Origin of the sequence: Demequina litorisediminis (assembly GCF_030161615.1) — a bacterium.
GTDB lineage: Bacteria > Actinomycetota > Actinomycetes > Actinomycetales > Demequinaceae > Demequina > Demequina litorisediminis.
The window spans coordinates 1,338,463-1,358,860 of the sequence record NZ_BSUN01000001.1; the positions used below are offsets into that span (position 1 = coordinate 1,338,463).

Sequence of the window (20,398 nt, forward strand, 5' to 3'; positions counted from 1 at the left end):
CCTTGCCCAGCAGGTCGATCTCCTCGACAAGCGCCTCCTGGGCGCGCGCCGACATGTTCCGCAGAATCTTGTCGCGCACCGCGTCGTCGGCGCCCTTGAGTGCCGTCGCGAGCGTCGATGCCTCGACGCCCCGCAGCACCAGCCTGGATGGCCCTGTCCTCGAGCAGGGTGATGTCGGAGAACACGAACATCATCTGGCGGATCTGGTCCGCGAGTTCGGGGTCCTGCTCCGCAAGGCCCTCGAGGATCATCTTCTCCGTGGCGGCATCGGCCCTGTTGATGATCTCGACGAGTGGCTCGACGCCACCCACCGAACTCATCTCGTGGGAGGTGATGAGGTTGGTGGCCTTGCGCTTGAGCTCCTCGGCGACGAGTTCCACGACATCGGGCGATGCGCTCTCCATGAGCGCGATGCGGCGCGCCACGATCGCCTGCACGTCCGGCGCAAAGCCGGCCATGATGGCCGAGGCGTGCTCGGGGCGCAGGTGGGCGAGGACCAGCGCGATGGTCTGGGGGTGCTCCCCGCTCAGCAGCGTCACCACCTGACGGGCGTCCGCGTGGCGAAGGAACTCGAAAGGCTGCACCTGGACGCGGCTGGCGAGGCGGTCGAGGATCTCCGCCGCCTTTTCCGGGCCAAGCGTCGCCTCGAGGAGCCTGCTGAGCGTAGGCATAGCCTCCGTGCGCTGCGAGCCCACGGCTGGCGGCGCGCTGGAACTCGCCCAGCACCTCCTGAACCGTGTCATCGTCCACCGACGCGAGCCTGCGTGATCTCCGCGGTGACCTGGTCGATCTCGGTCTCGCTCAGTTCCGCCATGACGCGCGAGGCGGACTCGCGGCCCATCTGGATGAGGACAAGGGCCGCCTTCTGCGTGCCCGTGAGAACCGCGCTCATGACTGCCTCCCTGCGCCGATCCAGCCACGCAGGACGTCCGCCACCTCGGCGGGCTGTTGCGAGGCAAACTCGGCAATCTCCAGGCGGATGGCCTCCGCAACGGTGTCCATCGTGGGAACCGGAGCAGCGTCGAGGGCGAGAGCCTCCTCCGTGTCGGCCACGATGCTGGCCTGCTCGAGCAGTGCGGCGGTGCGGGCGTCAAGCGCGGCCTGGGCGCGCGCCTCCAGGCTCCTCGACGGCCTCGAGGCTCAGGCTCCATCGACGGCTCTTCGCGACGCCGCCTCGAGCGGACAAGGATCACGATGAAGGCGATTAGGAGGACCAGCGCGATGGCGCTCCACTTGGCGATGTCCGCCCACATGCTGCGCGATGCGGCCGCCTGCTCGGCGGCACTCGCCTCTTCGAGGGCGGCCTGTGCGGCATCGGCCGCCGACGTGTCAAGGCTCATGGCCGAGACGGACACCACGTCGCCGCGTTCCTCGTCGACGCCAGCGGCGGCGGCGACCATGGCCTGCAGGTCCGCCATGTCGATGGCCTGGGCCGCGGTCTCGTTGGCGACCACGGACACGGATTGCCTCTCGACCGCGCCGGTTGCGGCCTCGACGTTCTCGGTGACCTTGTCCACGGCGTTGTTGGTGACGGTCTCTTCCTTGCGGTACTCGCCGGTGCCGCCATCGTCGGTGGGCACCGCGATGTTGTCGGGCCCGAGCACGCCTGCCTCGGTGCCACCCGCTCCGCCGGTGTACTCCTCGAGGGTGCTGGACTCGGACAGCGGCAAGGCGTCGGGGTCGGACGTGAAGGACTCGGTGGTGGTCTGCGACTTGTCGAAGTTCAGTTCCGCGGAGACGGACACCACGGCGTTGCCGGGGCCCACCACGCGGTCGAGCATGGCCTGGATGTTGGAGGCGGTGCGCTGTTCGTAGTCCGCGGTCTGACCCGAGTTCTCGACGGCGCTCGCCTCAGAACCCACGGCGGAGAGCACCACGCCGTTGGAGTCGATGACTGCGACATCCTCGGTCCGCATCCCCTCAACGGACGCGGAGACGAGGTGCACGATGGACTGGATGTTGGAGGTGCCAAGCGAGGTGGACGGCTCGGTCTGGATAAAGACCGACGCGGTGGGCTCCTCCACCTGGGAGACAAAGACGGTCTCCTCCGGCAGGGCGAGCCTTCACGGACGCCGATGCGACGCCCTCCATCTCGCCGATGGTCTTGGCGAGCTCGCCCTCGAGCGCCCGCTGGTAGGTGACCTGCTGCTGGAACTCCGAGGAGGTGATCGACATGTCGTCGAGCAGCGCGTAGCCCGCCTCGGAGCCCGCGGGAAGGCCAGCGCCCGCGACGGTGAGGCGAGTGTCATACAACTGAGCCTGCGGAACCATGATGGTGCCGCCGCCCGCGGTGAGCTCGTAAGGAACTCCGGCGGAGTTGAGCCTGCTCGACGATGGCCGCCGCGTCGTCGGGGCCAAGATTGGTGAACAGCGGCGCCATGGCGGGCTTGCTCATCCATTGCACGAGCGCGATGACACCCACGACGAGCATCGCCGCCAGCAGCGCGGCGAAGACGCGCTGCGCCACCGACATCCGCTCCACCTGCGCCTTGAGTCGGTCCAGGACGGACGCGATCTGCTGGGGCATTAGGCCTGCATCCGCATGATCTCGGAGAACGCGTCGACGGCGCGGTTGCGCACGGCCGCCGTGAGTTCAAGCGCGACGGCTGCCTCGGTGGCGGCGATCGTGTAGTCGTGGACGTTGTCGAGTTCGCCGGTCACGGCCTTGACGGCGAGGTCGGCGCTCGTGGACTGCATGCCCTGGAGGCCGTCGACGGCGTTACCGAGCGACTGGGCGAAGGCCGTGCCATCGGTCGCCGTGGAGGCAACGTCGGTGGCGGCGGTCGTGGGCGCGACGGACCACAGGCCCGCGGCGGAGATCGGCGTGATGGACATCAGTTCCTCCCGATGGTGAGCGCGGTGGAGTACATGTCACGCGCTCGGTCGATCACGCCGGCGTTGGCCTGGTAGCCACGCTGCGCCATGATCAGTTGGGTCATCTGGCTCGACATGTCGATGTCGGGGTAGCGCACGTAGCCGTCCTCGTCCGCGAGCGCGTGGGTGGGTTCGTAGACGAGCCGACCCTCGGCGGAGCCGTAGACGGCGCCCGCGACGTGGACGCCGCCGTCCGCACCGCCGTCGGTGGCGTTGGCCTGAGCGACGATGTAGCGCGCCCTGAACGCCTCTTCATCCGTGGAACGCACCGTGTTGATGTTGGCGAGGTTGTCCGCCACGGCATCGAGCCACTTGCGGTGGACGCCGAGCCCCGTGCCGGCGATGCCGATCGCTCCAAACGTGGTCATCAGGCGGTCCTCATCGCGGTTCGCAGGGACGTGAAGGTGCCCTCGACGGCGCGGGTCGCCGCCTGGTAGCGCAGGCTCGTGTCGGTGTTGGAGACCACCTCAGTGTCGAGGTTCACGTTGTTGCCGTCCTCGCGCGTGGGCTCCAAGGAGATGCCGATGCTCGGCTCCACCACCCCGCTGCCGTTGCGCACGGCCTGGGCAAGGCTGTCCTCGAACGACACCCGTCGGCCTTGATAGCCGGGGGTCTGCACGTTCGCGATGTTCTGGGCGATCACCTGCTGACGCAGGGACAGGGCATCCAGGGCAGTCGACATCGCCGAGAAGCTCACAGATCCGAACACGGGGGCAGCACCCTTCATCACATGGGGGGTGGCCGATCCGTGGCCGAGGCGTCGAGCGATCCGTGCTCGCGGTGCCTATCGGCCCTCGTCCCATGGTGGTGAGGAGTCGCGCAGGGATTTCTCCTGGCGTTTGCCGCAGGGGGTGGCTAGACGCTCTGGTCCAGGTAAACGGCGGGCCGATGCGTGGGGCTGTGCCAGCGACCCAGCGCGCGGTCCTCGCGCCTCGCGTGAGAGGCGCGCTCCTCCAGCGCGACGATGAGCGCTTCCTGGCGGCGCGCGAGTGCCGTCGCGCGCGGCACGAGGTGCGCGGGCAGCGCATCGTGCATCTCCGGCGGAATCCACGGCGCGAGGTCGAGGGCGCCATCGGCATCGTCCTTGAGCGCCTGCTCGGCACGGTCCGCATCCTGCTCGCCTTCGCGAGCATGGCGCCCCACAGCGACTCGACGTTCATCAGGCCACTCCGAGATCGCCGAAGGCCCTGGCGGGCTCGGCCTGGGCGACCTGCGCGGCGGCGGTGCGCCACGCGTCATACAGCGGCTCGACGATGCCGCGGCAGGCGGAGACCTTGGCCACGTCGCCTTCGACGTTCGCCTCCACGAGGGTGCGGGCGAGGTAGCCGTAGAGGTCGAGCATCTGCGCGGCGCCATCCCAGACGGAGGCGTCGAGCGTCGCGCTGAGTTCCGCCACGATGTCCTGGGCGTGGATCAGTTCACGGTGAGCGAGGTCACGGCGATTCTCCCCCAGCGCCACCTCGGCACGCTCGAGGTCCCGGACCAGACGCTCGTACATCATGAGGAGCAGCGTCGCGGGGGCGGCAGTGGCGACCGCGTCATCGAGGTAGCGGTTTCGCGCGGCGTCGTACGAGTACACGGTCAACGCTCCTAGGCTCGAGCTCGTGGACAGCGAGGCGAGCCTGGCTCGTCAGCCACGTGGACTGCGCCTGGAGGTTGGATAGCGCCACCTCGAGGTTCGAGTAGGTGGTCTGGAGAGTGGCGCGCCGCATCTCGAGACGCACATCCCACTTCGCGATCTGGTCCGCGAAGTTGGTGACCAGCGACTCCTGGCTCGCGATCTTCTTGGTCAGCGTGCCGTCGTAGGGGTCAGCCGCCGCCGTCGCGGCGGTCTCGACGCGGGCCGCCGGCCTTTGGACAAAGGCCGCGGTGCCTTCGGGGTCATCGGCGAGCGCCTTCGAGAACACGGCCTCGTCGAATGTCACCGAGCCGTCCCTGCCCAAGACGAAGCCGACCGTCGAGGGCGAGATGCCGTCGATGGGATAGGCTCGCCGCGTCCACCAGGGCGGAGCGCAGGGAACGCACGGCGGAGTCGCCGCTGAGGAGGCCGCCCGAGACGGAGGTCGTGCCGTCGGAGTTGGTGACCGTGGTGGTCGCGGTGCGGGAGTCGATGTCTGACAGCACCACGCCGAGCGCGCCGACCAGGCCGCTCGCGAGCCTTGGCGACCGAGGTCGAGTCAGGGGCCACGGTGATGGTGACGGGCGCATCGGCCGAGGTGACAGCGGCGATCGTGACGTCGACGCCCGTCATGAGGCCGGAGAAAGTGTTGGACGACTGGGAGAAGGACTGCGCGTGCGGCGTGCCCTTCCACAGGGTGATCGTGGCATCGGCAGCCGTGACGGCGACGCTCGTGTCGAGCCGAGTCGCGGTGCCGCCCGTGACGGCGGCGGCATCGCCTGCATAGAGCCTCGACGGCGCCATCGGTGCCGGTCTCCGTGCTCGTGATCTGGAGCCGGTACTGAGGCGTGTCGCCTCCGGCCACACGCACCACGGTGGCGGTGGCGCCGAGCGATCCGCCATTGATAGCCGCGGCAAGGTCATCGAGGAGTTCGATGCCGCCGTGACGGACGCGGTGGTGCCATCCGCCTTGCGGACGGTCAGCACCGGGGGCGTGTCCGAGACGAGGGCGCTGCCATCGGTCACCGCCGCGGAGAGCGACACCTGACGAGTGGCGACGGCGTCGACGGAGAACGTGACGGAGCCGGCGGCGGCATCCGATGTGGTGGTCGCCGTCGCGGCGGTGCCGGACGAGGTCGCCTTGTACACGTTCCACGAGCCTCGGAGTCGCGGCGCTTGCGGCGGCCTCGGCGAGGGACTTGACCTTGGTGTTGATGGCCTGCAGCGCCGTCACGACGTTCTGCGTGGTGGTCTGCTTGCTCTTCAGCAACGTCTGCGGCGCCGCCTCGATCTGCATGAGCTGCGTGATGATCGCGGTGGTGTCGAGTCCCGAGGCAAGACCATCGATCCCCAAGGTAGCCATGTGCGCGCTCCAGTCAGTGCCCCGCGGGGCTCAACGTCGAGAAGAAGTGAAATGAGGAAGGGCAGGGCCGCCCCGCCCAGGTGCGTGGGCGGGGCGGCCTGACCTACTAGCGCAGGAGCGAGAGGACGCCCTGGGGGATCTGGTTCGCCTGCGCGAGCATCGCGGTACCGGCCTGCGACAGGATCTGCGCACGGGTGAACGAGACCATCTCGGACGCCATGTCGGTGTCGCGGATGCGCGACTCGGAGGCCGAAAGGTTCTCGATCGCCACGTTCACGTTCTTGATCGTGTGCTCGAAGCGGTTCTGCACGGCACCGAGCCTCGGCACGCGCGGTCGAGACCGTCTCGATCTGGGTGTCGATCAGGTTGATGGCAGCCTGAGCGCCACCGGCCGACGTGAAGTCAAGGCCACCGGTGATCGCGGTGGCCGTGCCCACACCGGTACCTGCCGCAGCAGCGGTAGCAGCGGTACCACCGGTGACGGTGCCGCCGGTCTTGGACGTCACCACCAGGCTCGTTGTCGGCGTTGACCGACGCGGCGAAGGTGTTGGCGAAGTCGGCATCGGCGTTGAGCGCCGTGGCCACGTCGCTCACCGTGTTGTAGGTGCCTGCCGCGCCAAGCGTCACCGACACGTCGGTGGTGCCGTTGGTGAACGCCATGGCGCCGGTCACGGCGGTGGGGGTGAGCACCTCGAACGAAGCACCGGCGTTGCCGAGGTTCGTCGCGATGGCCGCCACGTTGACCGAACCAAGGTTCACGTCGATCTGCGAGTTGGTGTTGCCGTCGGCGCCCACCTGGAACTTCAGCGTGCCTGCCGAGCCGTCGAGCAGGCTTGGTGCCGTTGAAGTTGGTGGACTCCGCGATGCGGGTGAGCTCGGAGGTGAGGCTCGTGACCTCGGTGGCGATGTTGGCGCGAGCCTTGTCGTTGTTCGAGTCGTTCGCGGCCTGAACGCCAAGGTCACGCATGCGCTGCAGGATGGCGTGGACCTCGGTGAGCGCACCTTCAGCGGTCTGAACGACCGAGATGCCGTCCTGCGCGTTACGGGCGGCGACCTTGAGGCCACCGACCTGCGAGCGCAGACCCTCAGAGATTGCGAGACCGGCAGCGTCGTCGGCCGCACGGTTGATGCGGAAGCCGCTCGAGAGCCTTCTCGAGGGACTTGCTGAGGTCGTTCTGGGTGTTGGACAGGTTGCGGTACGAGTTGACCGCAGCGATGTTCTGGTTAATCGAGAGGCTCATGGTGGTTCCGTCCTTGAGTCGGTGAGGGCCAATGGCCCTTGGCTCCCATCCGTGGGTGCCGCATCCCCCATCGGACGCGCGACCCGGGTGTTAAGGACTTCCCCAGAGGTGTTAGACCGCTCGACTCTCCCGCGTGGCGTACGCGAGCGCGTCCATGGCTGGCGCCAGGGCCGCGGCGCCGCGCGCCTCAGCGATGCGCGCCGCGATCGACACCTGGTACTGCTGACGCCGCCGCACGGCCACGCCGGCGGTGGTGTCGAGCACCGGGGCCGCATCGGACTCGAGATTCGCGTCGAGTCCCTCGCGCAGCAACGCGAGAGCCTCGGTACGGAGCCTGGCTGATGCGCGAGCGCGTCACTCCCATCTCCTCCGCGAGGTCCACGACCGGCTTCTCGTGCAAGAACAGGCTGCTCGATGACGTGGCGGAGCTTCTCGGGCAGCGCCGTGACCGCAGTCGACAGGTACTCCAGCATCTCGCCGCCGAGGACGGCATCGAGAGGTCCGGTCGCGGTGTCGGTCACCATGTCGGCCACCGCGCCCTCGTAGGCGTCCATCGACAGTACGCGGGCATGGTGGTCCACCTTGGCGGAGGCGACCTCCGCTTCGGAGATGCCCAGGGTCCTGGCGATCTCGGTGCCGGATGGCTGGCGGCCCAACTGGCCCGTGAGCGTCTCGGTGACGTCGGCCACGTCGCGGCTACGGCGGCGTGCGCCACGGGGCACCCAGTCCATGGACCGCAGGCTCGTCGACGAGAGCACCGCGGATGCGTAGCGACGCGTAGCGCGCGAACGGCACACCCTTGGATGCGTCGAACGCCTCAGCGGCACGCACGAGCGCCAAGGCGCCGGCCGATGCGAGCTCGGCACGCGAGACATGCGCGGGGACGCGCGCCGACATCTCGTTCACGCTGTAGCCCACCAATGGCAGGTGCTCTTCGATCAGTTGATCCCTTACACGACGCCCCTCAGCGTCTTCCCTCAGGTTCATGAGGATGATTATTGAGTGAGCGGAAATCCGACCGACGGTCACTTACGCCGACGGATGTCACAAGTGCGTCACCGCTGGACCCATCACATCTCTGGATCACGGCGACAGCAGGGCATTTTGTGCGTGCTTCCCCCATATGTGCGGTGTTTACGCAAACATTGGCTAAATCCATCTCAAAACGGAGAACGACCAGTGTCGACAATGTCACATTCCCGAAATGCCTGGCCGTCGAAAGCATTCGAGAGTCCACGATGTGCCGAGCGCTAAACTTCCTTGACGCTCGACCGATGGTTCTTCTGTCAACCCACGGCACCCCGGCACCTGGGCTCCACCAGGGCCGTTCGCCGTTCGCAATCGAAGGAGCAGCCCATGGATGAGCCTGTCCACGTCACTGTGGAACGAGCGGGAGCCTCCTTGAGACGTTGCTGTTCAAGTTGGAAGAACAGGAACTCGTCGTCGCACACGGGCGCACCCGCTGGGTGGGACGCGCCTCCCGCGAAGTGGAAGTAGTCCTCGAACGCATGCGTACCGCCGAGATCGGCCGCGCCATGCACGCGGAGGCGGCCGCCACCGCGCTCGGGCTGAGCGCCGATGCCTCGCTGAAGGACATCGCGGGCGCGTCCCCCGCACCGTGGGACGACCTCATGCACGCGCACCACGCAGCGCTTTCCGAGCTCACCGCTCAGATCGCCTCGCTCGGGGTGAGCAACCACCAGCCTCCTTTCGCAGGCCCTGCAGTCGACCCAGCAGGCGCTGCTGGGCGTCGACACCGATGGCGGCACCTATGACACCACGGGTGCGGCAAGCAAGGCTGGCGACAAAGCCTTCCTGATCGATGAGGACATCTAGACGATGAGCAGGCTTTTCCGGACTCTCCACGGCGTACTCGTCGCTCGTCGCGCAGCGACAGGCGCTTGAGGTCAGCGCGCAGAACGTCGCGAACGCCAACACCGTGGGCTACACGCGCCAGCGCGCCGACCTTCAGTCCCTGTCGACGGCGAGCACCACCGCGCTGTTCTCGACGTCGTCCGGCACCGGCAACGGCGTCTCCGTGGTGGGGTTCGCCCGTCTCTCTGACCAGTTCCTCGACGCACGCATGCGCACCCAGACGGGACAGGCCGCGCACACCGATGCGCTCGCCACGACCCTCTCCCGCCTCGAGACGGTCCTCACCGAACCCAGCGACACCGGCGTGGCCGCCACCTTGCAGGAGTTCTGGGACGCGTGGCAGGACGTCTCGAACGCACCCGACTCCACGGCGGCACGGACGGCGCTGCTGGGCACCAGCCGTGGCCTGGTGACGCAGATCGGCGACACCTACCGCTCGCTCGAGTCCCAGTGGGACCAGGCGCGAGCCGAGGCGACCGCTCTCGTCACCGAGGTGAACTCGGCTGCCAAGGGCATCGCGGAGCTCAACGCCCAGATCCGCTCCGTGCTCGCGTCCGGCGGTTCCGCCAACGAACTCATGGACCAGCGCGATCTCCTCGCGACCGAACTCGCCGCCACCGTGGGCGCCACGGTGCGTCCGCAGACCGATGGCACGCTCACGGTGATGGTGGCAGGCAACCCGCTGGTGCAGGGAGACAAGGCCACCGCGGTCCAGATCTCCGGCTCGCACGCCATGGCGGGCGCCATTGCCGAGCCCGCCCCCAGCGCCGATGCTGTGGCCCTCTCGTGGGCCGATGGCACCCCGCTGGTGCTCACCGACGGGGCGCTCGCTGGCGTGGTCACCTCGCTGCAGGGCTCCTCGCTCGGCGGCTCCATCGCGCACGCCGTCGATCAGGTCAACGCCCTCGCGGAGCACGTCGCCTCGTCCGTCAACGCGGTGCACGCCGCGGGCACCACGCTCGCCGCTCCGCCCTCGGACACCGGCGTGGACTTCTTCTCGTTCACCCCCGGCGTGGCGTCGGCGCTCGGCCTGACGGTCGCCATCACCGATCCCGACCACGTGGCCGCAGGCAACGGCGTGGGCGGCGCGCTCGACGGCTCGGTCGCGGACGCCATTTCGCAAATTGGCGCCACGGCGACGGGCCCCGACGCGACGTGGCGCGCGTTCATCGTCGACCTCGGCGTGACCTCTGCCTCGGCCAAGCGCAGCGCGCAGGTGGCCGAGAGCGCACGGGCCACCGCCGCATCGCTTCACCTCTCGAACGCCTCGGTCGACGTCGACGAGGAGATGACCAACATGCTTGCGTACCAGCGTGCCTACGAGGGCGCCGCCAGGGTCATGACCGCGATCGACGAGATGCTCGACACCCTCATCAACCGCACCGGAGTGGTAGGAAGGTAAGGCCATGATCTCCCGCGTCACCCAACAGACTGTCCGCACCTCCACGCTCGCCAATCTTCAGGGGAACCTGCGCACGATGGCCGACCTCCAGGCGCGCCTGTCCTCGGGCAAGAACATCTCCAAGGCGTCCGACGACCCAAGCGCGACCGGCCGCACCATGAGCCTGCGCGCGGACTACGCCGCCGCCACCCAGGCCAAGCGCAACGCGGACGACGGCGTCACGTGGCTGTCGCAGACCGACACTCGCTGCAGACCACCCTGTCGGTGCTTCGCCGTGCACGCGACCTCACCGTGCAGGGCGCCAACAGCGGAGTCGTGAACGGCGTGTCGGCCGAGGCGATCGCCACGGAGCCTCGAGGGACTGCGGGACACGCTGCTGGACGTCGCGAACACCACGCTGAACGGCCGCCAGATCTTCGCCGGCACCTCGGCGGGAGGCACCACGTTCACGGACGCCAGCGGCACCCCGCCCTACGCCTGGCAAGGCACGGCGGCCGGAAGCGTCGACCGTCGCATCGGCGCCGACGCGACCGTGAGGGTCGACACCAACGGCGAGCAGGTGTTCGGCGAGGGCGACGAGTCCGTCTTCGCTCTCCTCGACTCGATCGCGGCGGATCTGCGCAACGGCGTTCCCGTCTCGACGCGGCTGAACGAGATCGACGACCGGATGAACACCATGCTCGCCGCGGCCACCGATGTCGGTGTCCGCATGAAGCAGGTCACGGACGTGCAGTCCAGCCTCGCGTTGCGGCTCCAGGACCTCTCCTCCGCCATCTCCGGCATCGAGGACATCGACCTCGCCCAGACCGTCATGGAGCCTGCAGATGCAGGAAGTCGCCTACCAGGGCGCCCTCGGCGCCACGGCCCGCGTGCTGCAGCCGAGTCTCATGGACTTCCTGCGATGAGCGTCATGGTGGCGCTCGACGGCGCCCAGCACTCGGTCTGCCAGGCTTCCCGACGACGTCACGTTCGTCACGCCGCCGCCGGGATTGGGCGCGCACGTGGACTTCCACGTCACTGCGCTCGACGACCAGGGCTTCATGGTGACGCTGCGCGCCGCGGAGGACCCCCAGTTGCGCCTCTTTGCCGTCTCCCCGGCCGTTCTTTCCCGACTACGCACCCACCTTGTCCGACGAGCAGCGCGAGAGCATCGGCGTGGAGGATCTCGCCGATGCCCTGGTGCTCACCGTCGTGACGCGCACGGCACAGGGCGAGTTCTCCGCCAACCTGCTCGCGCCCATCGTGGTCAACCTACGTTCCGGTGCCGCGGTCCAGGCCGTGCTTGACGAGGACTGGCCACTGCGAGCACCGCTCGGAAGCCAACCGTCGGCGTGACGGCACGGGACCCGCAGTCCCCGAGGGGATCGCGGTGGCCCTATACGATTCCAGGTATGGGAGTCCTGGATCGCTTCGAGAAGCGCGTCGAGAACGCCGTGCAGGGAGCCTTCGCGCGGACCTTCAAGTCCGGCGTCAAGCCTGTCGAGATCGCCTCGGCCGTGCGGCGTGAGTGCGATGCGCGTGCCGCCGCCGTCGACCGCAACCGTACGGTCGCGCCAAATGAGTATGCGATCGCGCTCAGCGCGACGGATCACGAGGCCATCTCCCAGTGGGGCGATGAGGCGCTCGCGCACGAGATCGAAGAGGCGCTGCGCGACCACGCGCGTCACCAGCGCTACTCGTTCGTGGGCGCGGTGAAGGTCGAGTTCGAGGAGGACGAGTCGCTCGCGACCGGCCGCCTCGCCGTCACCAGTCGGTCCACCCGCGGACCGGTAGCGCCCGCCACCGAGCGCGACGACCGCTCGCGCTACCCCCTCATCGACATCGACGGCCAGCGCTATCACCTCACCGGCGAGATGACCGTGATCGGACGCGGGTCGGAATCGGACATCGTGCTGGACGACACGGGCGTGTCACGCCAGCACTGCCGCTTCGAGATCACCGAGCACGGCACGATCCTCACGGATTTGGGCTCCACCAATGGCACCATGGTCGAGGACCAGCGCGTCAGCGAGGTCACGTTGCTCGACGGCAACGCGATCACGGTAGGCCGCACCACCATCATGTACTGGGACGCGGTCCCTGCCGAAGAGGACAGTTGATTCGATGAGCGAGATCTCGATCACCCTCCTGCGCTTCGGGTTCCTCATCCTGCTGTGGGCCCTGGTGCTGGCGGCGATCGGAGTACTGCGCGCGGACCTGTACGGCACGCGCGTGACCTCGCGCGGCCGTGGCCGCAACGCTCGCCCCAAGCCCGATGCCCGCACCAACAAGGTGGCGGCACCCTCGCGCGCGGGGACGGGTGTGCGCGCGGGTGCGGTCTCGGCGACCAAGAGGCTCCGCGGGTCACCTCGCCGTCACGTCCGGCCCCCTCAAGGGCACCGTGATCCCGTTGGGTTCGGCGCCCATCCTCATCGGCCGTTCACCCACCTGCACCCTCGTCATCGATGACGACTACTGCTCCGCCAAGCACTGCCGGATCTTCCCCGAAGGCGACCAGTGGCGGGTGGAGGACCTGGGTTCGACCAACGGCACATACCTCGACAACCAGCGCGTCGGTGACCCGATGCCATTCAAGCGAGGCGACCACCTGCGCCTGGGCGCGACCACGCTCGAGCCGAGGAGCCTGAGCGTGTTCCTTTCCCTCCACTTCGCCGCGCGCTCCGACGTGGGGCTGGTGCGCGCCAACAACCAGGACTCCGCCTTCGCCGGTCCCCACCTGCTGGTGGTCGCCGACGGTATGGGCGGCGCCGCGGGAGGCGACATCGCATCCTCGATCGCGGTGGGGCGCCTGGCGGCGCTCGACGGCGAGTCTCACGGCCCCGACGAGGCCCTCGACGAACTCAAGGACGCCATCGCGCAGGCGCACGCCGAGATTGTCCAGCGCGCAGCGAACGACCCAGAGCTCTCGGGCCTTGGCACCACGGTGACGGCCCTCCTGCGCGCTGGCTCCACGCTGTCGATGGCGCACATCGGCGACTCGCGCGCCTACCTGCTGCGCGACGGCGCGCTCGACCAGGTCACCACCGACCACAACTTTGTGCAGCACCTGGTGGACACCGGTCGCCTCAGTGCGGCCGATGCCGAGAACCACCCCAAGCGGTCGATGCTGCTGCGCGTCCTCGGCGATGTCGATGCGGACGTTCCCGTGGACATCTCGGTGCGCGAGACGCGCCCAGGCGACCGCTGGATGCTGTGCTCCGACGGCCTGTCCGGCGTCGTGAGCCGCGACACGATCGCGCAGACCCTTGCCGACGTCTCCGACCCCGGCGACTGCGCCGACGCCCTCGTGGGGCTTGCCCTCGCGGCAGGCGCGCCCGACAACGTGACGTGCATCGTCGCGGACGTAGTCGACATCGATGCGCAAGCGGACGGCATCGGCCCGTCCTCCACGTCGCAGATCGTGGGTGCCGCCGCCACGGACCGCCACCGACCCACCGCTGGCGGCTCCTCCGCCGCCGGGCGCGCCGCACGGCTCCAGCAGCAGTCGGCCCGCGTCGAGGACGATGACGATGACGCCCGCAGGCTCCGGCACCTGGGCAAAGGTCAAGCCATGGGTGCTGCCACTGATCGCGCTGCTGGTGGTCGCTGGCGCCGCGTGGGGCGCGTACCGCTGGACCCAGACGCAGTACTACGTGGGCTCCGACGGTATCGATGTCGCCATTTACCAGGGAATTCCGCAGGATCTGCCGTTCATTCAGTTGGAGACGTTGATCGAGGACACGGGCATCCCCGTCGCCACCCTCGAGCCGTACCAGCAGCAACGCATCGAGGACACGATCCGTGCGGGCAGCCTCGAGGAGGCGCGCGAGATCGTGGAGTCCCTCACGGTCGACATCCCCGAGCCGACGCCCGAGCCGACGCCGGAGCCCACGTCCAGCCCGTCCGCGAGCGCCTCCACGGCGGCCCCCAGCCCCGAGGCGTCCGCCTCCGGGAGGGACGGCTAGGTGGCGACCGTCGCAGAGGTCACGGTCCGCTCGGGCCGCACGCGCGAGCCTGGCTCTGCTGGGCCTGGCGTGGGTGATCATCGTGCTCGCGATCGCCCAGGTCGACTATCACGCTGACTTCCTCGACATCCCCACCATGGCGGCCTACGGCGCCGGGATCGCGGTGCTCATGCTCGCGGCGCATGTCACGCTGAGGCGCGTCGCGCCTCACGCGGACCCCGTGCTGCTGCCCGCCGTGTTCACCCTCAACGGCGTCGGCATCGCCGAGATTCGCCGCATCGACTACGCCGAGGACACGTCGTTCGGCACGCAGCAGATGATCTGGGCGGTGCTCGGCGTCGCGGTGATGATCGGTGTCCTGCTGGTGCTCCGCGACCACCGCAAGGCTTCGCCGCTACACGTACACCGCGGGCATCGTGGGCCTGGTGCTGTACCTGCTGCCGCTGGTGCCGGGCCTTGGCATCACGGTCAACGGCGCACGCATCTGGATCTCGATCGGCGGCAACTCGCTGCAGCCGGGCGAGTTCGCCAAAATCGCCCTCGTCATCTTCTTCGCCGGCTACCTGGTGACCAACCGCGACACCCTCGCCCTGGCGGGCCCCAAGGTGCTGGGACTGCGCTTCCCGCGCGTGCGCGACATGGGCCCGCTGCTCATCGTGTGGGCGGCCGCGATGCTGATCATGGTCTACGAGCGTGACCTGGGCGCCTCGCTGCTGTTCTTCTCCATCTTCCTCGGCATGCTCTACGTCGCCACGCAGCGCTTCAGCCTGGGTCGCCATCGGCATGAGCCTCTTCTTTGTGGGTGGTGCCTTCGCGGCCCTCACCGTGCCGCACGTGCGCGGCCGCTTCAACGCCTGGCTCAATGCCCTTGACGCCGAGGTCTACTCGTCGGGCACGTCGGAGCAGGCTGGTGCGTGGCCTGTTCGGCATGGCGTCGGGAGGCCTGTTCGGCACGGGGCTGGGCCAGGGGCGGCCCGATCTGGTGCCGTATGCCGAGTCCGACTTCATCATCGCTTCGCTCGGCGAGGAGTTGGGCCTCACGGGCCTCATGGCCATCCTCACGCTCTACATCATCGTGGTGCAGCGCGCGTTTAGGACGTCCATCGGGGTCCGCGACGGCTTCGGCAAGCCTGCTTGCGGCGGGCCTGGGGACCTCGATCGCGATGCAGGTGTTCATCGTGGTCGGCGGCGTCACGCGCGTCATCCCCCTCACGGGGCTCACGGCACCCTTCCTCGCCTACGGAGGCTCCTCCCTGCTCGCCAACTGGCTCGTCATTGCCCTACTCCTGCGCGTCTCCGATCAGGCGCGCAGGTCGACGGAGGCGGTGAGCGCATGAACGAGCCCGCACGTCGCCTGTCCGTGGTGGTCCTCATCCTGTTCCTTGCTCTCATGGCGGCGGCCTCGTGGATTCAGGTCGTCAACGAGGAGACGCTCAGCCAGGATCCACGCAACGTCCGCACCCTGTACCGCGAGTACGGCAACTTCCGCGGCCCGCTCGTGGTCGATGGCGAGTCCGTGGTGTGGTCCGCTCCGTCCGACGACTCCTTCAATTACCAGCGCACTTACGCCGACGGCCCGCTGTACGCCTCGGCCACCGGCTTCTACTCGATCGTGTACGGGCGCTCCGGGCTGGAGCAGACCGAGAACGAGCCTGCTCAACGGTTCCGCGGACGCGTTGTTCTGGACGCGCCTTGGCAACCTGTTCTCCGGCGAGCAGCAGCAGGGTGCATCGGTCGAGCCTCACCCTGAAGTCGAGCCTGCAGCAGGTGGCCGCAGAGGAGTTGGGCGACGAGGTGGGCGCCGTGGTCGCTCTCGACCCGCAGACGGGCGCCATCCTCGCGATGGTGACCAGCCCCACCTACGACCCGGCGGACCTTGCCGGCCACGACTCGTCCGTGGTGAACCAGAACTACCAGTCGCTCCTGGCGCAGGAGAACGGTCCGCTGATCAACCGCGCTATCGCCGGTGACACCTACCCGCCGGGTTCCACGTTCAAGGCTCATCGACGCTGCGGCAGCCCTGGAGGCCGGATACACGCCGGAGACGGAGCCTGTACGCGCCCGACGAGCTCGCGCTGCCGGACACGTCCAAGACCATCGGCAACTATGGCGGCGAATCGTGCGGCGACGGCCAGTCCACCACGCTGGCCGATGCGCTGCGCACCAGCCTGCAACACGGCGTTTGCCGACCTGGGCATGGGGCTCGGATGGTCGGTCATCGAGCGCAAGGCCGAGGAGTTCGGCTTCACCGACAAGATCGACATCCCGCTGTCGGTCACAGCCTCGCGCCTTCCGTCCGATCCGGACGATGCTCAGACCGCCATGAGCGCCATCGGGCAGTACGACGTCCGCTCGACGCCGCTCCAGATGGCCATGGTGGCCGCCGCCATCGCGAACGACGGCACCCTCATGACGCCGTACCTCGTGGACACCGTGCGCGCCCCCGACCTCAAGGTGATCGACGTCACCGAGCCGGAGGTCTACAAGGAGCCCATGACCACCGAGGACGCCAACACCCTCACCGACATGATGGTCGACGTGGTGGACTCGGGCACGGGAACCGCGGCACGCATCAGCGGCGTTGAGGTGGCAGGCAAGACCGGTACCGCAGAGACCGGCGTCGAGGGCGCCGCGCCCCACGCGTGGTTCGTGTCCTTCGCCCCGGCCAATGACCCGGTGATTGCCGTGGCCGTGGTGGTGGAGAACGGTGGCTCGCTGGGTTCGGAGGCGACCGGAGGTAAGGTCGCCGCCCCCATCGCCAAGGCCGTCATGGAGGAGGCGATCCGCCTGGACGAGGAGGGTGACCTGTGACGCTTCACGCCGGCACCACCCTGGGCGGACGCTATGTCCTGCGCTCCCTGCTCGCCGTCGGCGGCATGGGCGAGGTCTGGCGCGGCGTCGACACGGAACTTGACCGTCCTGTGGCGATCAAGGTGCTCAAGGAGCATGCCGCCGCCAACGAGACCTTCCTCAAGCGCTTCCGCAACGAGGCCCGCAACGCCGCGGGCCTGCTCCACGACAACATCGCGCAGGTCTACGACTACGGCGACCACGACGACACGGCCTACCTGGTGATGGAACTGGTCGAGGGGAGTCCCTCGCGACCATTCTCGAGCGGGAGCGCACGCTGTCCGAGCGCCGCCTGGCGCGCATCATGATCGAGACATGCCGGGGTCTCGCCGTGGCCCACGCCGCGGGCGTCATGCATCGCGACATCAAGCCTGGCAACCTGCTGGTGCGCGAGGGCGACCGCGTCAAGATCACCGACTTCGGCGTCTCGCGCTCGATGGATCAGACCACGCTGACGCAGACCGGCATGGTGATGGGTACCGCGCAATACCTCGCGCCCGAGATGGCGCTCGGCAAGCCCGCGACGGCGCAGTCCGACCTCTACGCGCTCGGCATCATTGCGTACGAGGCGGTCAACGGAAAACGACCCTTCACCGCACCCGCGGCCGTCGACATCGCGATCGCGCACGTCAACGAGGCGGTGCCGGCACTTCCCTCGACCGTGTCGCCCGGCCTCGCGAAACTCATCATGGACCTGCTGGAGAAGAGCCCCCGGAAACGGCCCAAGGACGCCCGCGACCTCATCGAACGCATCGGCCGCCTCGACCTGGCCGCAGACGGCTCGACCCCGGCATCGGACGCACCCAGCGTTCCCAGCCCCGCCGAGGCGAGCCGCAGCCGTTCGGGCGCTACCTCGCGTGCCATGCCCCCTCGATCGCCCCTCGCTCCTACCGACCCCGACCCGACGCCCCCCGGAGGCGGTGACACTCGTGATGCGTGTTCGCCGAGACCTGGAACAATGACCCACGACACGACGCACGACGTGGAAGACTGAAGGACACCATGAACGACGACGCGAAGATTCTCGGCGGACGCTATGAGATCGGCGACCTCATTGGTCGCGGTGGCATGGCCGAGGTCCACATTGGGTACGACACCCGGCTGGGCCGCACCGTCGCCATCAAGATCCTGCGCGCCGACCTCGCGCGCGACCCGTCCTTCCAGACGCGGTTCCGCCGCGAGGCCCAGGCGGCCGCGGGACTGAACCACCCGTCGATTGTTGCCGTGTACGACACGGGCGAGGACCACACCTCGGGTGCCGACGGCAACCCGCAGGCTGTCCCGTACATCGTCATGGAGTACGTCGAGGGTCACACCGTGCGCGACATCCTCAAGGGTGACGTGGCCGCGCCCATCGACGAGGCCGTGGAGATCGCCACGGGCGTGCTCACCGCGCTCGACTACGCGCACCACGCGGGCCTCGTCCACCGCGACATCAAGCCCGCGAACGTGATGTTGACCCCCACCGGAGCGGTCAAGGTCATGGACTTCGGCATCGCGCGTGCGCTGGCCGATGCGGGCAACACCATGACGCAGACGCAGGCCGTCGTGGGCACCGCGCAGTACCTGTCACCCGAGCAGGCGCGCGGCGAGACGGTCGACGCCCGTTCGGACCTTTACTCCGCAGGCTGCCTGCTGTTCGAGTTGCTGACCGGCCGTCCGCCGTTCATCGGCGACTCGCCCGTCTCCGTCGCCTACCAGCACGTCCGCGAGGAGGCGCCCGCGCCGTCGGCCTTCGCCTCCGACGTGCCGCAGGCGCTTGACCAGGTGGTGCTGCGCGCGCTCGCCAAGAATCGTGACCAGCGCTACGCGACCGCTCAGGAGTTCCTGGGTGACCTGCGCGCCGTCATGGGTGGCGGCACCGTCAGCGCCGCCACGGGTGCCGTGGGCCTCGGCTCCGCCGCCTTCGGCGCTGGCGCGGCGGGAGTCGCTGCCGCCGGGCTCGCCGCCGGTTCCGCCGAGGACATCGCCGAGCAGCCCACGCAGGCCATGCCGGTCACCCCTGGTGGTCCCGAGACGGACGCGACCGAGGTCATGGCGCAGCCCGCGAACCAGTGGGACGCCGTCATGGGTGGCGCCCCGGCATCGGTGCCGCCGCCACAGTCCGGCGCGGTCGCCACGGTGACGGGTGAGACCGACATCGCCGACGAGGACGAGGCTCGCCGCAAGAAGATCCTGTGGTGGTCGCTGGGCGGCGCAGCGCTGCTCGCGGTCATCCTGGTGGTCTGGATGATCCTCTCCGGCGGCGGAGACGACGCTCCCACCACCGAATCGGTCACCATCCCCGATGTGTCCGGCCAGGAGGCCGCTGCCGCGCAGGCCCGGCTCGAGGAGCCTGGGTCTCGAGGTGGAGGTCAAGAACGAGGCCAGCAGCGACGTCGACGAGGGCCTGGTCACCCGCACGGATCCCGAGGCGGGCAAGACCGTTGAGGTGCCGATCGAGGGCGAGGCCCTCGCCCTCGCGGCGGGCGCCGCTTTCGAGGCGACCACGGCCCCCGAGGTACCGGTCGTTACGCTGTGGGTATCTTCCGGCCCCGATGCCGTGGAGGTGCCGTCCGTGCGCGCCAAGACCCAGGAGGACGCGCGCCTCGCGATCGAAGACGCGGGCCTGAAGGTGGGCTCCGTCGAGATCCAGGACGATCCTGAGCCTTGAGGCTGACCGTGTCATCGAGACGGATCCCGCCGCGGGAGAGTCCGTCCCTGCCGGCACGTCGGTGACCCTGTACGTCGCCTCGGGCCAGGTGGAGCTCCCCGACCTCGAAGGCATGACCGAGGACGAGGCACGCGCCGCCGTCCAGGAGGTGGGCCTCATCCCGTCCGTCACCGAGGTCGAGGACGAGGACGCCGAGGAGGGCACCGTCGTCGGTCAGAGCCCCAGCGCCGGCAAGGTGGACCAGGGCTCCACGGTGACCATCGAGGTCGCCACCGCCCCGTCCACCGTCGCGGTCCCGGACGTCACCGGCAAGTCGCAGTCGGACGCCGAGCGGGAGCTCGGCACCTCTGGCCTCGCGTACACCTATGGCGAGTCGCAGTACTCGGACAACATCCCGCAGGGCGCTGTGATCTCGCAGAACCCCAACCCGGGCACGCAGGTCGCCCCCGACACCACGGTCACCCTGGTGCTCTCGGATGGCCCGGAGCCGGAGCCCGACCCCACGGACACGCCGGACGTCGACGTCTCGATCCCGCCCGGCGAGTAGCCCGATGATCGGGTCCTCGCCCATGGGCCCG

Annotated in this window: 24 protein-coding genes and 9 pseudogenes; 17 read left to right on the plus strand and 16 right to left on the minus strand. The window is 68.8% G+C overall.

Annotated elements, in window-relative coordinates; all coding sequences use genetic code 11:
• Window positions 1-185: 185 nt before the first annotated feature.
• From QQK48_RS21520 to QQK48_RS08240, 16 genes and pseudogenes are all read right to left on the minus strand, one after another.
• A pseudogene (locus QQK48_RS21520) lies at window positions 186-2,024 on the minus strand (flagellar M-ring protein FliF C-terminal domain-containing protein); the annotation flags it as partial.
• Window positions 1,921-2,358 carry a hypothetical protein gene (locus tag QQK48_RS08180; protein WP_488798418.1) on the minus strand — a complete coding sequence of 146 codons (438 nt, stop codon included), beginning with the start codon at window positions 2,356-2,358 and terminating at the stop codon, window positions 1,921-1,923. The pseudogene QQK48_RS21520 and the gene QQK48_RS08180, both read right to left, overlap by 104 nt.
• On the minus strand, window positions 2,246-2,527 hold the full coding sequence (locus QQK48_RS08185) for a hypothetical protein (protein WP_284328125.1): 282 nt from the start codon (window positions 2,525-2,527) through the stop codon (window positions 2,246-2,248). Before QQK48_RS08185 ends, QQK48_RS08180 begins: the two co-directional genes overlap by 113 nt.
• A complete protein-coding gene (gene fliE / locus QQK48_RS08190) occupies window positions 2,527-2,835 on the minus strand; it encodes a flagellar hook-basal body complex protein FliE (protein WP_284328126.1) in 309 nt (102 codons plus the stop codon). Before fliE ends, QQK48_RS08185 begins: the two co-directional genes overlap by 1 nt.
• Entirely contained in the window at window positions 2,835-3,242 is a 408-nt protein-coding gene (gene flgC / locus QQK48_RS08195) for a flagellar basal body rod protein FlgC (RefSeq protein WP_284328127.1), read from the minus strand. Before flgC ends, fliE begins: the two co-directional genes overlap by 1 nt.
• The gene (locus QQK48_RS08200; protein ID WP_431308313.1) at window positions 3,242-3,556 is read right to left on the minus strand and encodes a flagellar basal body rod protein FlgB; all 315 of its coding nucleotides are present in this window, start codon (window positions 3,554-3,556) and stop codon (window positions 3,242-3,244) included. Before QQK48_RS08200 ends, flgC begins: the two co-directional genes overlap by 1 nt.
• Before the next feature lie 173 nt (window positions 3,557-3,729).
• A complete protein-coding gene (locus QQK48_RS08205; protein ID WP_284328128.1) occupies window positions 3,730-4,017 on the minus strand; it encodes a hypothetical protein in 288 nt (95 codons plus the stop codon).
• A 16-nt stretch (window positions 4,018-4,033) separates the two neighbouring features.
• On the minus strand, window positions 4,034-4,453 hold the full coding sequence (gene fliS / locus QQK48_RS08210; RefSeq protein WP_284329343.1) for a flagellar export chaperone FliS: 420 nt from the start codon (window positions 4,451-4,453) through the stop codon (window positions 4,034-4,036).
• Window positions 4,413-4,799, minus strand: a complete 387-nt coding sequence (gene fliD / locus QQK48_RS08215) for a flagellar filament capping protein FliD (RefSeq protein ID WP_284328129.1) — start codon at window positions 4,797-4,799, stop codon at window positions 4,413-4,415. Before fliD ends, fliS begins: the two co-directional genes overlap by 41 nt.
• Window positions 4,756-5,001, minus strand: a complete 246-nt coding sequence (locus QQK48_RS08220) for a hypothetical protein (protein WP_284328130.1) — start codon at window positions 4,999-5,001, stop codon at window positions 4,756-4,758. Before QQK48_RS08220 ends, fliD begins: the two co-directional genes overlap by 44 nt.
• A 50-nt stretch (window positions 5,002-5,051) precedes the next feature.
• Complete coding sequence (locus QQK48_RS08225; protein WP_284328131.1) at window positions 5,052-5,855, minus strand: flagellar cap protein FliD N-terminal domain-containing protein; 804 nt, start codon at window positions 5,853-5,855, stop codon at window positions 5,052-5,054.
• Between the two features lie 106 nt (window positions 5,856-5,961).
• Window positions 5,962-6,346: pseudogene (locus QQK48_RS19625) on the minus strand (flagellin); the annotation flags it as partial.
• A 223-nt stretch (window positions 6,347-6,569) separates the two neighbouring features.
• Window positions 6,570-7,096, minus strand: a pseudogene (locus QQK48_RS19635) (flagellin N-terminal helical domain-containing protein); the annotation flags it as partial.
• Between the two features lie 111 nt (window positions 7,097-7,207).
• A complete protein-coding gene (locus QQK48_RS08235; protein ID WP_284328132.1) occupies window positions 7,208-7,408 on the minus strand; it encodes a hypothetical protein in 201 nt (66 codons plus the stop codon).
• 242 nt (window positions 7,409-7,650) lie between these two features.
• Window positions 7,651-7,827: pseudogene (locus QQK48_RS21525) on the minus strand (sigma-70 family RNA polymerase sigma factor); the annotation flags it as partial.
• Entirely contained in the window at window positions 7,793-8,083 is a 291-nt protein-coding gene (locus QQK48_RS08240) for a sigma-70 family RNA polymerase sigma factor (RefSeq protein WP_284328133.1), read from the minus strand. The gene QQK48_RS08240 and the pseudogene QQK48_RS21525, both read right to left, overlap by 35 nt.
• A 434-nt stretch (window positions 8,084-8,517) precedes the next feature.
• On the opposite strand from QQK48_RS08240, the gene QQK48_RS08245 reads away from it, so the two are divergent.
• The 17 genes and pseudogenes from QQK48_RS08245 (at window position 8,518) to QQK48_RS08325 (ending at window position 20,367) form a co-directional block, all read left to right on the plus strand.
• Entirely contained in the window at window positions 8,518-8,871 is a 354-nt protein-coding gene (locus QQK48_RS08245; RefSeq protein WP_284328134.1) for a hypothetical protein, read from the plus strand.
• Window positions 8,872-8,963: 92 nt separating this feature from the next.
• Window positions 8,964-10,373, plus strand: a pseudogene (gene flgK / locus QQK48_RS08250) (flagellar hook-associated protein FlgK); the annotation flags it as partial.
• Between the two features lie 4 nt (window positions 10,374-10,377).
• Complete coding sequence (locus QQK48_RS08255; RefSeq protein WP_284328135.1) at window positions 10,378-10,692, plus strand: flagellin N-terminal helical domain-containing protein; 315 nt, start codon at window positions 10,378-10,380, stop codon at window positions 10,690-10,692.
• Between the two features lie 213 nt (window positions 10,693-10,905).
• The gene (locus QQK48_RS08260) at window positions 10,906-11,568 is read left to right on the plus strand and encodes a flagellin family protein (protein ID WP_284328136.1); all 663 of its coding nucleotides are present in this window, start codon (window positions 10,906-10,908) and stop codon (window positions 11,566-11,568) included.
• The gene (locus QQK48_RS08265) at window positions 11,499-11,708 is read left to right on the plus strand and encodes a flagellar assembly protein FliW (protein WP_284328137.1); all 210 of its coding nucleotides are present in this window, start codon (window positions 11,499-11,501) and stop codon (window positions 11,706-11,708) included. Before QQK48_RS08260 ends, QQK48_RS08265 begins: the two co-directional genes overlap by 70 nt.
• A 56-nt stretch (window positions 11,709-11,764) precedes the next feature.
• Complete coding sequence (locus tag QQK48_RS08270) at window positions 11,765-12,472, plus strand: FHA domain-containing protein (protein ID WP_284328138.1); 708 nt, start codon at window positions 11,765-11,767, stop codon at window positions 12,470-12,472.
• A gap of 155 nt (window positions 12,473-12,627) precedes the next feature.
• Window positions 12,628-14,394, plus strand: a complete 1,767-nt coding sequence (locus QQK48_RS08280) for an FHA domain-containing protein FhaB/FipA (RefSeq protein ID WP_431308408.1) — start codon at window positions 12,628-12,630, stop codon at window positions 14,392-14,394.
• A gap of 348 nt (window positions 14,395-14,742) precedes the next feature.
• Window positions 14,743-15,189 carry an FtsW/RodA/SpoVE family cell cycle protein gene (locus QQK48_RS08285; RefSeq protein ID WP_284329344.1) on the plus strand — a complete coding sequence of 149 codons (447 nt, stop codon included), beginning with the start codon at window positions 14,743-14,745 and terminating at the stop codon, window positions 15,187-15,189.
• Window positions 15,190-15,245: 56 nt separating this feature from the next.
• Window positions 15,246-15,371, plus strand: a pseudogene (locus QQK48_RS08290) (FtsW/RodA/SpoVE family cell cycle protein); the annotation flags it as partial.
• 109 nt (window positions 15,372-15,480) lie between these two features.
• Entirely contained in the window at window positions 15,481-15,654 is a 174-nt protein-coding gene (locus QQK48_RS08295; protein ID WP_284329345.1) for an FtsW/RodA/SpoVE family cell cycle protein, read from the plus strand.
• A 53-nt stretch (window positions 15,655-15,707) separates the two neighbouring features.
• Window positions 15,708-16,067, plus strand: a complete 360-nt coding sequence (locus QQK48_RS21530; protein ID WP_431308409.1) for a hypothetical protein — start codon at window positions 15,708-15,710, stop codon at window positions 16,065-16,067.
• Window positions 16,043-17,128 carry a penicillin-binding transpeptidase domain-containing protein gene (locus tag QQK48_RS08300; RefSeq protein ID WP_348523538.1) on the plus strand — a complete coding sequence of 362 codons (1,086 nt, stop codon included), beginning with the start codon at window positions 16,043-16,045 and terminating at the stop codon, window positions 17,126-17,128. Before QQK48_RS21530 ends, QQK48_RS08300 begins: the two co-directional genes overlap by 25 nt.
• A pseudogene (locus tag QQK48_RS08305) lies at window positions 17,125-18,161 on the plus strand (serine/threonine-protein kinase). The gene QQK48_RS08300 and the pseudogene QQK48_RS08305 overlap by 4 nt, the downstream one beginning before the upstream one ends.
• An 8-nt stretch (window positions 18,162-18,169) precedes the next feature.
• Window positions 18,170-19,459: pseudogene (pknB, locus tag QQK48_RS08310) on the plus strand (Stk1 family PASTA domain-containing Ser/Thr kinase); the annotation flags it as partial.
• Window positions 19,455-19,550 (plus strand): annotated as a pseudogene (locus QQK48_RS08315) (hypothetical protein); the annotation flags it as partial. The pseudogenes pknB and QQK48_RS08315, both read left to right, overlap by 5 nt.
• A gap of 48 nt (window positions 19,551-19,598) precedes the next feature.
• Window positions 19,599-19,820 carry a PASTA domain-containing protein gene (locus QQK48_RS08320; protein ID WP_284329466.1) on the plus strand — a complete coding sequence of 74 codons (222 nt, stop codon included), beginning with the start codon at window positions 19,599-19,601 and terminating at the stop codon, window positions 19,818-19,820.
• Window positions 19,810-20,367, plus strand: coding sequence for a PASTA domain-containing protein (locus tag QQK48_RS08325; RefSeq protein WP_431308410.1), 558 nt, complete (start codon window positions 19,810-19,812; stop codon window positions 20,365-20,367). The genes QQK48_RS08320 and QQK48_RS08325 overlap by 11 nt, the downstream gene beginning before the upstream one ends.
• Window positions 20,368-20,398 lie beyond the last annotated feature (31 nt).